Raw genomic sequence first — 12,460 nt, 5'->3', positions numbered from 1 at the left:
GAAGGCGGAGCCCAGCTCCGCCGCGCGACGCGAGCCGTGAGCGGATGCCTCGGCGGACACTGCACGCACGAGACGAATGAGATCCATGAGCTCCACCGAACGCCGCCCGAACATCCTGCTGATCCTGACCGACGATCATGCCTCGCACGCCATCGGCGCGTACGGCTCGGTCGTCAATCGCACACCCCGGATCGATGAGATCGCCGAGGCGGGGGTGCGCGTCGACAACTGCTTCTGCACCAACGCGCTCTGCACCCCGAGCCGCGCGTCGATCCTCACCGGCACCTACAGCCACGTCAACGGGGTCACGACCCTCGAGACGCCGATCGATGCCAGCCAGCCGACCTTCGTCTCGCAGTTGCGCGACTCGGGCTACCGCACCGCGATCGTCGGCAAGTGGCACATGGGCGAGGGGCCGGGCCATGACCCGCAGGGCTTCGACCACTGGGCGGTGCTGCGCGACCAGGGCGAGTACTTCGATCCGCAGATCCTCACCGAAGACGGTGTGCAGATCGTCGAGGGCTACGCCACCGACGTCATCACGGACCTCTCGCTGGCCTGGCTCGAGTCCCTCGAGGGCGATGAGCCGTGGTGCCTGCTCATCCACCACAAGGCGCCGCACCGGCCCTGGGAGCCCGACGAGAAGCACAAGGGCATGTACTCCGAACCGATCCCGGTGCCCGCGACCTTCGGCGACGACTACCGCACGCGCTCGTCGGCCGCGCACCGAGCCGCGATGCGCATCGCCGACCACCTCACACTGACCGACCTGAAGCAGGCGCCGCCCGAGGGGCTCGACTACGAGCAGGCGGCACTCTGGAAGTACCAGCGGTACATGGAGGACTACCTCGCCTGCGTGGCATCCGTCGACGACAACGTGGGCCGCGTGATCGACTGGCTCCGCGATCGCGGCGAGTTCGACGACACCCTCACCATGTACACCTCCGACCAGGGGTTCTTCCTCGGCGACCACGGCTGGTTCGACAAGCGTTTCATGTACGACGAGTCGCTGCGGATGCCGCTGGTCATCAGCTGCCCGTCGCGGATCCCGCACCGTGCGGAACCGCTGGAGCAGATCATCACGAACGTCGACTTCGCGCAGACGATCCTCGACGGCGTCGGGCTCGAGCCGCACGCGCGCATGCAGGGCACGAGCTTCTGGCCGCAGCTGACGGATGAGCCCGAACGGCCGACGAGGCCTGCGATGTACTACCGCTACTTCGAGAACGACGACGTCAACCACCATGCGTTCGCCCACTACGGGGTGCGCACCGACCGGTACAAGCTCATCTACTTCTACAACGACGGTCTCGGCCTGCCCGGCGCCTCACCGCACCGGTACCCGCCCGAGTGGGAGCTCTACGACCTCGAGGTCGATCCCGACGAGGTGAACAACGTGTACTTCGATCCGGCGTACGCCGAGCTCCGCGAGGAGCTGAAGGTCACGCTCTGGCAGCTGCAGGCCGAACTGCTCGACACGCCCCACCCGTCGCAGCCGCGACCCGCGGGGCTCGACGAATCGCCCGCGTCGAAGCCGCGCCCGGAGCAGCTCGTCGCGGGCTGATCGATCAGGCCGCGACGACCTCGAGCGCGAGCCATTCGGCGAGGCTCGCGACCTCGTCGTCGACGGCGCGGCGGATGTCGCGGCTGAACGGCACGTCTTCATGCACCGCGTGCACGGTGAGCGTGCCCGCCTTGCGGTCGGCCTTCGCGTCGAGCTTGCCGACGAGACGATCGCCGTGCAGGATCGGCAGCGCGAAGTAGCCCCAGCGGCGCTTCGCGGCCGGCTTGTACATCTCGAGCACGTACTCGAAGTCGAAGAGCTGCTGGGCGCGAACGCGGTCGTAGGTGAGCCGGTCGAACGGCGAGAGCAGCGCGGTTCGACCGGTGAACGGCTGGCCGAGCGCCGCGGGGTCGACCCGCCACACGCCCGGGACGCCGTCGACGACCGCGGGCTCGCCGGCAAGGCCCACGTCGACGGGTTCGAGCGGCATCTTCGTCGACTTCTCGCGGGCGATGCCGAGCGCCGCCAGGCGGCGCTCGTCGCGTCGTCGCAGCGCTTCGTCTGCCGGGATGAGCGGGGCCGCGAGCAGCTCGGCGGGGTAGACCCGATCGGCAGGTGCCCAGAGCCGCTCGCGCCCCCGTCTGGCGGCGATCGCGACCTCGCCGCGCAGCGTGAGGAGCTCGAGCATCCGGCCGACGTTCTGGTTGTGGGTCCACCCGCTCGACTGCCACGCCACCACGCTCGTGTCGGGGAGGTCGCGGGAGAGCAGCGGCTGCGGGGATTCCGAGAGACGATTCAGGATGTCCCGGCGGAACGACTCGTTCTGCTCGAGCCACTCCACCGACCGCTGCCATGTCGGCCACGCCGCCATGTCGGCACGGTGCAGCGCGAGGTCTTCGATCGGGCGGATGAGGGCGTCGACCTCGTAGAGCGTGCGGTCGTCTTCGAGCGCGCGCACGAGGGCGTCGGGCCGGTACGCAGCGCCGAGGCGGCTCCACGCGACGAGATCGGCGTTCGGCGCGATCGCCGCGGTCGGGTCGACCTGCAGCAGGGTGAGCCGCCGGACGACCTCGACCAGCTCGGTGGGTCGTGAGGCGTCGAGCAGCTGCGCGCGAATCGCGATGCGTCGCGCCTCGGTGCGATCGAGACGGTGCGGCTCCATCAACCGAGGGGCCGGTTGCTGCGGATGACGCCGCCGGGGTCGACGCGCTGCTTCACGGCGGCGAGGCGGTCGAGCACGTCGCGATCGTAGGCGTCGGCGAGCGTCGCCCCCGAGCTGAGGAACGTGGGCAGCGTCGCGCCGCCCGGATACCTCGCGGCGAGGTCGCGCATCGGCGCGAAGGCGGCGTCGACGTCGATCGTCGGATCGAACAGCAGCACGCTGCAGCTCATCAGGGCATCGGCCTGCGTCGCCCCGACCGCGGCGAACTCGGCGCCGAGCTCGTCGGCGATCGCGCCGCCCATCGCGCGGATGCCGCAGCGCGTGAGGCCGCGCGCGGCGCCGCGCGTGAACGCGTCGACGAACTCGCGGGCGAAGGCGTCGTCGAGCCCGTCGAGGGCCACGCCGAAGTCGGCCGACGGCATCGGCTCGACGGGCTCCGCGGCGACGGCGGCGAGCGAGCCGATCGTGAAGCTCGTGAGCGTGTCGGAGATCGGTTCGGCGACGGCGACGATGCGATCGGCGAACGCGCGACCGGTCGCCTCGTCGCCGACGTGCACCAGTGCGACCGTCGCCACCGTTCGGCCGCGCAGGTGGGGCGGCGCCTGCGGTGCGTCGGGGAAGTGCATCATGCCGACGTCGAGCCCGAGCTCGGGCTCGTCGCGCGCGAGCTCGAAGGCGGCGGTGACGACCGCCTCGGCGACCTCGGCGGGGAACATCAGGCCGCCGCCGAAGATCGCGTCGCCGGGGTAGAGGGCGAGCTCGATCTCGGTGACGATGCCGAACAGCCCGCCGCCACCGCGGAGGGCCCACATGAGCTCGGCGTCGTCGGCGTCGCTCACGCGGTGCACCGTGCCTGCCGCATCGACGAACTCGACCGAGATGATCGAGCGGGCGGTGATGCCGTAGCGGCGGCTGAACATGGACTGACCGCCGGCGATGGCGAGCGCGACGACGTTGACCTCGGGGTTGGAGCCCGCGAGCGCCACGAGCCCCGTGCCATCGAGGCGTTCGAGCGCCCGGCCCCAGTTGACGCCGGCGCCGGCGCGCAGCACCCTGGCCTGCTCGTCGACGGCGAGCAGGTCGAACCGTTTGGGCCGGATGAGCACGACGCCGCTCAGGTCGCCGTTCGCACCGTGGCCGTTCGGCTGCACGGTGACGCCGAGCCCGGCGGCGGTCGCGGTGCGGAGGATCGCCTGCAGGTCGGCGATGTCCGCCGGCTCCGCGATCGCCGCGGGGCGCTGGTCGACGCTGAGGTTCCACGGGGTACGCGCCGCCTCGTAGGCGTCGTCGCCGGGCAGCACGAGTGAACCGGTGAGTTCTGAGCGAAGCGCGAGGAGTTCGGATGCGGAGGTCATCGCAGTCCTTTCGTCGGGGTCAACCTAGCGGAGACCGCCGACGGCGTCACGCCCAGTCGGCTCCCGGGCCGAGCAGCGCACGCCAGATCCAGGCGGCGCCGACCTCGACCGTCGGGCGCGGATCGCGCATGAGCCAGGCCTCGACGACGCCGAGCGCTGAGCCCGTGATCCCCGCCGCGATGATGTCGAGCGGCAGTCCGTCGTACGCCTCGGAGGCCGCCGAGACGAAACCGGCGCGCACGATCGCGTCGATGCGGGCGCGCAGCCGGGCCAGCACGGCGGCCGAGCCGGTCGGCCCGAAGACGGAACGGTAGAGCTCGGCGTGATCGTCGACATGCCGAAGGAAGGCGACGAGCGCCTGCGGCGGACCGCTCGGCGGCTCGTAGCTGCTCGGCAGCGTCGCCGCTGCGGCCTCCGCCGCCGCGTCGAGGGCGTCGGCCAGCAGCGTCTCCTTGTCGGAGTAGTGCTGGTAGAAGCTGCTGCGATTCACGCCGGCTCGCGTCGCGATCTCGGCGATGGTCACTTCGTCGAGCGGTCGTTCGCGGGCGAGCTCGAGCAGGGCGTCCTGCAGGCGCCGCCGCGTTCGCTCCACCCTGACGTCCATAGGGGGATTCTGCCAGTTCAGGATGCGCCTCGTGGTGAGATATCCGACAGATGTCGGTTATCCTCGAGATGGCTCGATGAAGCGCCGACCTGTCACCTCATGAAGGGCGCCTCGGCTCATGGCTGAACTCCTGTATCGCATCGGTCGATTCTCCGTACGACGAGCATGGCTCGTGCTCATCGGGTGGCTCGGCGTGCTCGCGCTCGCCGGCGGTGCCTTCCTCGCCTTCGGCGGCACGCTCACGCAGAGCATGAGCATCCCCGGCACCGAGACCGAGCGGGTCACCGAGCAGCTCGACGCCCGGCTCGAGGGGCTCGGCGGCGCCACCGGCACCGTCGTCTTCCAGTCCGACGACGGCGAGGCGCTGAGCGACGCGCAGCGCGAGGAGATCTCCGCGCTGCTCGCCGACATCGCCGACATCGACGGCGTCTCCGGCGTCGTGGACCCGTTCGCCGCGGCATCCGCTCGCGACGACCAGGCCGCGCAGCTCGCCGACGGTGCCGCGCAGATCGACGCGGGTCGCGCCGAGCTCGAGGCGGGTCAGGCCCAGCTCGATGCCGCGCGCACCCAGCTCGAAGCGGGGCAGGCGCAGCTCGACGCGGCGATCGAGCAGGCGAAGGCCGCGGGAGCGTACGAGCAGGCCGCCGCCCAGTTCGACGCGCAGCAGGCGCAGCTCGACGCGGGCGCCGCGGAGCTCGAGGCCCAGCAGGCGCAGCTCGATGCCGGTGCCGCGAAGCTCGACGCCTCGGCCGCAGAACTCGAGGACGGCACGCGGCTGATGGACGCTGCCGCCGAGATCCGCACGGTCTCGACCGACGAGAGCACCGCGATCGGCGCGGTCATGTTCGAGGACGATCTGTTCTCGTTGCCGAGCGAACTCAAGGCCGAGGTCGCCGGCGAGCTCGACGGCGCCGACATCGACGGCGTGAACGTCGACTACTCCTCGGAGATCGCCGCGTCGATCGACGGGCTCATCGGCATCGGCGAGATCGTCGGCGTGCTGATCGCGGCCCTCGTGCTCATCATCGTGTTCCGCGCGCTCCTGCCGGCGACCCTGCCGATCATCTCGTCGTTCATCGGCGTCGGCATCGGCGTCGCCGGGTCGCTCGCCTTCTCGGGCGTCGTCGACATGTCGTCGGTCACGCCCGTGCTCGGCGTCATGCTCGGCCTCGCGGTCGGCATCGACTACGCGCTCTTCATCATCAACCGGCACCGACGGCAGGTGCTCGCCGGCATGGACCTGCACGAGTCGATCGGGCTCGCCAACGGCACCGCGGGCAACGCCGTCGTCTTCGCCGGCTCGACCGTGCTCGTCGCACTGCTCGCGCTGAACATCACCGGAATCCCGTTCCTCGGCGTCATGGGCACCGTCGGCGCCGTCTGCGTGCTCATCGCCGTGCTCATCGCGGTCACGCTCACCCCGGCGCTCCTCGGACTCATCGGCGTGCGCGTGCTCTCGAAGCGCGCCAGGGCCGAGATCGGCCACGAATCCCACGCCGCGCCGAAGCTCGTCGCGATGCCGACCTGGCGTGCGATCGTGACCGCGGTCGTCTCGATCGTCGTGCTCCTCGTCATCGCCATCCCGGCGCTCTCGATGCGGCTCGGCCTGCCCGACGGGGCATCCGAATCGCCCGACGCCACGACCTACCAGGCCTACACCGCGGTCTCCGATGCCTTCGGCCCCGGCCAGAACGGGCCGCTGCTCGTGACGGCGACGCTGCCCGAGGGAGTCGCCGAAGACGAGGTCGTGGCGACGCAGGCCGATCTGGCCGAGTGGCTCATGGGCGTCGACGACGTCGTCGCGGTCGCGCCGGCGGGTGTCTCCGACGACCGCGACTTCTTCGCCTTCCAGGTGGTGCCGAGCGACGGGCCGTCGAGCGAGTCGACCGAGGCGCTCGTGCACGAGCTGCGCGGCCAGTCGCCGATCGACGGCGACGAGGCATCCGCTGCGGGCCTCGACGGCGTCGAGCTCGGCGTCGCGGGCGGGGCGAGTGGCAACATCGACATCTCGGCGAAGCTCGCCGGGGTGCTGCCGCTCTACCTCGCGGTCGTCGTGGGGCTCTCGCTCATCATCCTGATCCTCGTGTTCCGCTCGATCCTCGTGCCGCTCATCGCGACCGCCGGCTTCGTGCTCTCGCTGTTCGCGGCGTTCGGCGCCACGGTCGCGATCTTCCAATGGGGCTGGCTCGGCGAGGTCTTCGGCGTGCACAACCCGGGGCCCGTGCTGAACTTCGCGCCGATCATCGTCATGGGCGTGCTCTTCGGCCTCGCGATGGACTACCAGCTGTTCCTGGTCTCGGGCATGCGCGAGGCCTACGTGCACGGCACCCCCGCGCGACTCGCGGTCGTCGCGGGCCTGCGCGGCGGGCGCGCAGTGGTCACGGCGGCGGCGATCATCATGGCGGCGGTCTTCGGCGGCTTCGTCTTCTCGCACCTGACGATGGTGCGCCCGCTCGGCTTCGGCCTCGCGATCGGCGTGCTGTTCGACGCGTTCGTCGTGCGCATGCTGCTGACGCCCGCGATCATGCACCTGCTCGGCCCGGCCGCCTGGTGGCTGCCGAAGTGGCTCGACCGGCTGCTGCCCGATGTCGACGTCGAGGGCGCAGCGCTCGAGCGCAGCCACCCGGTGCACGGCGAAGCGGCGACCGGTGAGGCGACGGCGGATGCCTCGACCGACGAGACCGGCCCGGCGGGCTCGCCCGGCTCGGCCGACGTCAGCGCAGGTCGAGGCGCATGAGCACCCTCGGGAACCCGCCGACGACGGACTCGGTGTCGGCCGCCTTCGTGAAGCCGGCCCGCTCGAACAGCGTGCGGGTGCCGACGTAGGCCATGGTCAGGTCGACCTTCTCGCCGCGGTTGTCGACGGGGTAGCCCTCGATCGCCGGAGCACCGTGCTCGCGGGCGAAGTCGACCGCGCCGGCGAGCAGGTGATGGCTGATGCCGCTCCTGCGGTGACCGGGCCGCACGCGGATGCACCACACCGACCAGACGTCGAGCTCGTCGATGTGCGGGATCTTGCGGTTCTTCGCAAAGCTCGTGTCGGCGCGGGGATGCACCGCGGCCCAGCCGACGACCTCGTCGCCGTCGTACGCGAGCACGCCGGGCGGCGGGTCGAGTTCGCAGAGCTCGCGCACGCGCTCGGCTCGCTCGGGCCCGCGCAGCGCGACGTTCTCCTTCGACGAGAGCAGGCGGTAGCTCAGGCAGAAGCACACGTTCGACGCGGGGTTCTTCGGGCCGACGACCGCAGCCACGTCGTCGAACACTGTCGCGGGGCGCACCTCGATCGGCATGACCACAGCCTGCCAGACACCGCGGACACGGTCGCGGTCACGGGCGTCGTCGCGGGTGGCCGCCGGGCTCACCGCAGCTCGAGCACGCTCCAGACGATCTCGCCCCGATCGTCGCTCGTCGAGTGGTCGCGTCGGAAGCCGAGCTTCTCGAGCACGCGGAACGACGGCGCGTTCCATGCGCGCACGGTCGACCAGATCCGCTCGCGGCCGGTCGCGCGTGCCGCGGCCACGACGGCGATCGCCGCCTCCGTGGCGTAGCCCATGCCGTGCGCGCTCTGCAGCAGTTCGTACGCGATCTCGGGCTCGTCGATGGTCGAGCGGCCGACGACGAGACCGCAGTATCCGAGGAAGTCGCCGTCACCGGTGCCCTCGTCATGTCGGCGGAGCGTCAGCAGGTGGATGCCGCGCCCCGGCGCGCTCTCGCGGGCGCCGCGGATCTCCTCCCGCGCCTCAGCGAGGGTCGGCATCGCATCGCCGCGCTCGCCGACGAGCAGCCGGTACCCCGCAGCATCCGGTTCCTCCCAGAGCCGGAGCGTCAGGCGTTCGGTGCGCAGGTCGAAGGGCATCGGTCCGTAGGGCATCGAGTCGGCGGCCATCGATTCACCCTGTCATTGGCACGCGACGCGGGCAACCCGCCGACCGCCGTGCCGAGCCCGCCGTGCGGGCCCGCCGCTCGACACGCCCGTCCGCCCGTCGTTCACCTTCGCGTCACCATCGGGTCGCCTTCGTGCCGCATCCGAGACCGGCGTGGTCCGTAGCGTGCCCGAGGCCGCACTCGCGGCACGAACACGATTCGACATGCAAGAAGGTATGCCCCCATGCCCCCGCTCAGCACCATCCCACGACGACACCGGAGGCGTACCGATCAGTACGTCGCCCTGACCCTCGCCACCCTGATCACGGCCGGCGGACTCACCGTCGCCGGCGTCGCCGACCCGGCGCAGGCCGCGCCCGACACCGGGGGCCTCGACCTCTCGGGCGGCGACTCGAGCCTCCTCACCGCGGAGACCGAGGCGCTCGCGCCCGGCCTCGAGCTCACCGACTTCCGCCGCCTCCAGCCGGCGGGCTGGGTGACCGGCCACGTCATGCGCGCCGACCTCTCGACGCCGACCCTCTCGGTCGACGTGCTCGACGCCGGCGCCGTCACCGGCGGCGCCCCCGTCTCGCAGCAGATCGCGGGCACCGGCGCGATCGCCGCGGTCAACGGCGACTACTTCGACATGAACGCCTCGGTCGCGCCGGTCGGCGTCAACGTCTCGCCGACCACGGGCCTGCGCACCGCGAGCGGCGGTCAGCGCCAGGCGTTCACGATCACCGACGGCCTCGCCGCGGTGCAGGAGCTCATGGTCGAGGGCACTCTCGGCATCGACGGTGTCGAGACGCCGATCAGGGGCGTGAACACCCCGGGACTCGGAAACGGCGACATTGGCTGGTACACGGCCGCCTGGGGCGCGCACCCGCTCAGCCGCCCGCTCGGCGCACCCGGCGAGCTCGCGGCATCCGTCGCCATGGCCGTCGTGACCGACGGCGTCGTGCAGTCGGTGACGACCGACCCGGCTGTGATCGACGCGCCCGCGAGCATCGCCGACGGTTCGGGCGTGCTCATCGGCCGCGAGGCCGGGGCCGCGACGCTCGCGGCGCTCGTGGTCGGCCAGCAGGTCGACGTCGCGGTCGGCACGAATCACGAGGTCGACCTCGCCGTGAGCGGCTCGCAGCGCATGATCGTCGACGGCGTGCAGACCGCCGATGACCAGGTCGAGGCGGCGCGTACGGCGGTCGGCGTGAACCGCGACGGCACCGAGGTCACGGTCGTCTCGATCGACGGCCGCGCCGGCGACGGCCGGGGCATGACGATCCAGGAGCTCGGCGACCTGATGCTCGACCTCGGCGTGCACAACGCCGTGAACCTCGACGGCGGCGGTTCGACGACCATGCTCGCCCGTCGCGCGGGCACGAGCGAGGCGCAGGTGATCAACCGGCCCTCCGACGGCAACGAGCGCATCGTCGCCAACAGCCTCGCGTTCTTCTCGAGCGCACCGGCCGGCACCGTGACGGATGTCGCGGTGGCCCCGGCCTCCCAGCTCGACGGCGCCGACGCGGTGTTCCCGCGCCTCGGCCGCACGGTTGCCGGCACGGGGCTCGACGACAACCTCACGGGCGTTCCCGTCGACGGCGAGTTCACGGCCGACTCGGGCCTCGCCGTCGAGGCGATCGACGGGGCGACCGCGCGCGTCGTGGGCGGCACGAGCGGCACCGGCACCGTCGGCTTCACCGCTGACGGCAAGAGCGCCACGACGCAGCTGCGCGTGCTCGGCGAGCTCCAGCGACTCCGGCCGAGCAGCACGATCGTGGCCCTGCCCGACCCGGGCCAGACGGCGCGCGTGACCCTCACGGGCCTCGACGCCGACGGCTTCAGCGCCCCCATCGAGACGGCGGATGTCGCGGTCGAGGCGGGTGCCGCCGTGACCGTGACCGCCGACGGTCGCGACGGGTTCCTCGTCTCGCCGAACGGCGACAGCGGGTCGGCGACCGTGACGTTCACGGCCGACGGACGCAGCGTCGACGTCGCCGTGACGATCGGCTTCCGCAGCGAGTCGGTCGCCGACTTCGCCGACGGTGCGAGCTGGGGCAGGGCCGCGGATCGCGCGACCGGGACCACGACGCTCACCACCGGCCCCGACGGCATTCCCGCCCTCGCCCTCGACTACGACTTCACGACGAGCACCGGCACTCGCGGGTACTACGCGATCACCCCCGAGATGTCGGTGGCCGGAAGCCTCGGTCGCGAGATCGCCGGGCAGCCGCAGGCGCTCACGCTCTGGATCGACGGCGACGGCAGCGGCGTGTGGCCGCGTCTTCAGATGAAGAACGGCGCGGGGACGACCATCAACCTCGACGGCCCGACCGTCGACTGGACGGGGTGGCGCCAGGTGCGCTTCACGGTGCCGGCCGGCACGCCGTACCCGCTGCACCTGCAGCGCATCCGCATGCTCGAGACGCGCTCGGCCGTGCAGTACCTCGGCCACGTCGAGATCGCCGGGCTCGATGCGATCGTCGCTCCCGACGTCGACCAGCCGGTCGCCCCCGTCGTGCACGACCCCGTCATCGTCACCAACGGCACCGTCGACGAGCGGCCGCAGCGCATCGCGGTGATGAGCGACGCGCAGTTCGTCGCGCGGAGCCCCGAGAGCGGCGCCGTCGAGGGTGCTCGGCGCACCCTGCAGGAGATCCTCGCGGCCGAGCCCGACCAGCTCGTGATCGTCGGCGACTTCGTCGACGAGGCGAGCCCGGCCGACATCGCGTTCGCGAAGCGGATCCTCGACGAGGAGATCGGCGACCGGCTGCCGTACGTGTACGTGCCGGGCAACCACGAGGTGATGGGCGGGCCGATCTCGAACTTCGAGGCGGTCTTCGGCGCCACGACCAACTCGATCACGCTCGGCAGGACGCAGCTCATCACCCTGAACTCGGCGGCCGGGTCGTTCCGCGCCTCCGATCGCAGGCAGCTCGCCTTCCTCGATCGCGAGCTCGCGGATGCCGCGGCCGACTCGTCGATCACCGGGGTGGTCGTCTTCGCGCACCACCCGGCCGACGACCCGCAACCGGCGAAGGCGAGCCAGCTCGGCGACCGGTACGAGGCGGCGGCGTTCACCGACACCCTCGCCGAGTTCCGTGCGGACTCCGGCAAGTCGATCGCGGTCGTCAACGGCCATGTCGGCGCATTCCACGCCTCGTCGGCGGACGGCGTCTCGCAGCTCATCAACGGCAACTCGGGCAAGGGCCCATCGGGCACGCCGGAGACGGGCGGCTTCACCGGCTGGACGATGCTCGGCGTCAACCCGTCCGCGGGGGTCGTCGGCGACGACCCCGAGACGGTCGTCGATCGCACCCGCTGGATGCGCGCCGAGGTGAAGCCCCGCGTCGACGGGCTCGAGCTCGACGCGCCCACCGTGCTGACGGTGGGGGAGACGGTGCCGGTGTCGGCGTCGATCCAGCAGGACGGCGGCCGCACGGTGCCCGTCGGCTGGCCGATGAGCGCACGCTGGGGCGGTGACGGCGTGACGGTCGACAGCGGCCGGGGCTCCGACCTCGAGCGCGCGGTCGCAGCGTCGGGCGTGCTGCGCCTGAACGCCGAGACGGGCGAGCTGACCGCCGTCGCGGCCGGCGACGGCTCCGTCGAGGTCACGGTCAACGGCGAGGTGTCGCGCGTCGACGTGCACGTCGCGCCGGTCGACCCCGGCACGGATCCCGGAACCGATCCCGGCCCCGGCGACGGATCGGGCGAGGGGTCGGGCGGCGCAGGCAGCGGCTCCGGCGAGGCCGGCGAAGCCGGCGATGGAGACCTCGCATCGACCGGCTTCACGGGCGCCTGGCTCGGCGGCCTCGCGATCGCGTTGCTCGCGATCGGCGGCGTCGTGGTCGCGCTGCGTCTCCGTCTGCAGCGGAGGCGTGCAGCGGCGGGCGTCTCGGAGGAGATGCCCGGCTGAGCCGGCCGCGATGACCTGAACGCCCGGCCTGGCTCAGGCCGGGCGTTCGGCACGATCC

8 protein-coding genes are annotated in these 12,460 nt (G+C 71.9%); 3 read left to right on the top strand and 5 right to left on the bottom strand.

Features of this window, described 5'->3' with window-relative positions:
• Positions 1-85 precede the first annotated feature (85 nt).
• The gene (locus ACFTQE_RS04035) at positions 86-1,564 is read left to right on the top strand and encodes a sulfatase (protein ID WP_376923850.1); all 1,479 of its coding nucleotides are present in this window, start codon (positions 86-88) and stop codon (positions 1,562-1,564) included.
• Positions 1,565-1,568: 4 nt separating this feature from the next.
• Here ACFTQE_RS04035 and ACFTQE_RS04030 read toward each other — a convergent pair whose 3' ends face one another.
• The 3 genes from ACFTQE_RS04030 to ACFTQE_RS04020 are packed head-to-tail and all read right to left on the bottom strand — an operon-like array spanning position 1,569 to position 4,625.
• The gene (locus ACFTQE_RS04030; RefSeq protein ID WP_376923849.1) at positions 1,569-2,666 is read right to left on the bottom strand and encodes a DNA glycosylase AlkZ-like family protein; all 1,098 of its coding nucleotides are present in this window, start codon (positions 2,664-2,666) and stop codon (positions 1,569-1,571) included.
• Positions 2,666-4,021 (bottom strand): FAD-binding oxidoreductase, encoded by a 1,356-nt coding sequence (locus tag ACFTQE_RS04025; RefSeq protein ID WP_376923848.1) that lies wholly within the window; start codon positions 4,019-4,021, stop codon positions 2,666-2,668. The genes ACFTQE_RS04030 and ACFTQE_RS04025 overlap by 1 nt, the downstream gene beginning before the upstream one ends.
• Before the next feature lie 46 nt (positions 4,022-4,067).
• Positions 4,068-4,625: a TetR/AcrR family transcriptional regulator gene (locus ACFTQE_RS04020; protein WP_376923847.1), complete on the bottom strand. Its 558-nt coding sequence runs from the start codon at positions 4,623-4,625 to the stop codon at positions 4,068-4,070.
• A gap of 118 nt (positions 4,626-4,743) precedes the next feature.
• Between ACFTQE_RS04020 and ACFTQE_RS04015 the strand changes: the two genes are divergently transcribed.
• A complete protein-coding gene (locus tag ACFTQE_RS04015; RefSeq protein WP_376923846.1) occupies positions 4,744-7,362 on the top strand; it encodes an MMPL family transporter in 2,619 nt (872 codons plus the stop codon).
• Here the strand turns inward: ACFTQE_RS04015 and ACFTQE_RS04010 are convergent.
• Complete coding sequence (locus ACFTQE_RS04010) at positions 7,340-7,915, bottom strand: GNAT family N-acetyltransferase (protein ID WP_376923845.1); 576 nt, start codon at positions 7,913-7,915, stop codon at positions 7,340-7,342. The genes ACFTQE_RS04015 and ACFTQE_RS04010 overlap by 23 nt on opposite strands.
• A 68-nt stretch (positions 7,916-7,983) precedes the next feature.
• Complete coding sequence (locus tag ACFTQE_RS04005) at positions 7,984-8,511, bottom strand: GNAT family N-acetyltransferase (RefSeq protein ID WP_376923844.1); 528 nt, start codon at positions 8,509-8,511, stop codon at positions 7,984-7,986.
• A 222-nt stretch (positions 8,512-8,733) separates the two neighbouring features.
• Here ACFTQE_RS04005 and ACFTQE_RS04000 point away from each other — a divergent pair, with 222 nt between their 5' ends.
• The gene (locus ACFTQE_RS04000) at positions 8,734-12,402 is read left to right on the top strand and encodes a phosphodiester glycosidase family protein (RefSeq protein ID WP_376923843.1); all 3,669 of its coding nucleotides are present in this window, start codon (positions 8,734-8,736) and stop codon (positions 12,400-12,402) included.
• Positions 12,403-12,460 lie beyond the last annotated feature (58 nt).

This window comes from Agromyces sp. NPDC056965 (genome assembly GCF_042673425.1).
GTDB lineage: Bacteria > Actinomycetota > Actinomycetes > Actinomycetales > Microbacteriaceae > Agromyces.
Note: the sequence above shows the minus strand (reverse complement) of the source record. Positions and strands in the feature narration are given on the sequence as shown.

Bases quoted from the DNA above. Each gene is read 5' to 3' on its own strand.
- ACFTQE_RS04005 (WP_376923844.1), bottom strand. From the start codon at position 8,511: ATGGCCGCCGACTCGATGCCCTACGGACCGATGCCCTTCGACCTGCGC.
- ACFTQE_RS04025 (WP_376923848.1), bottom strand. From the start codon at position 4,021: ATGACCTCCGCATCCGAACTCCTCGCGCTTCGCTCAGAACTCACCGGT.
- ACFTQE_RS04035 (WP_376923850.1), top strand. From the start codon at position 86: ATGAGCTCCACCGAACGCCGCCCGAACATCCTGCTGATCCTGACCGAC.
- ACFTQE_RS04030 (WP_376923849.1), bottom strand. From the start codon at position 2,666: ATGGAGCCGCACCGTCTCGATCGCACCGAGGCGCGACGCATCGCGATT.
- ACFTQE_RS04015 (WP_376923846.1), top strand. From the start codon at position 4,744: ATGGCTGAACTCCTGTATCGCATCGGTCGATTCTCCGTACGACGAGCA.
- ACFTQE_RS04000 (WP_376923843.1), top strand. From the start codon at position 8,734: ATGCCCCCGCTCAGCACCATCCCACGACGACACCGGAGGCGTACCGAT.
- ACFTQE_RS04020 (WP_376923847.1), bottom strand. From the start codon at position 4,625: ATGGACGTCAGGGTGGAGCGAACGCGGCGGCGCCTGCAGGACGCCCTG.
- ACFTQE_RS04010 (WP_376923845.1), bottom strand. From the start codon at position 7,915: ATGCCGATCGAGGTGCGCCCCGCGACAGTGTTCGACGACGTGGCTGCG.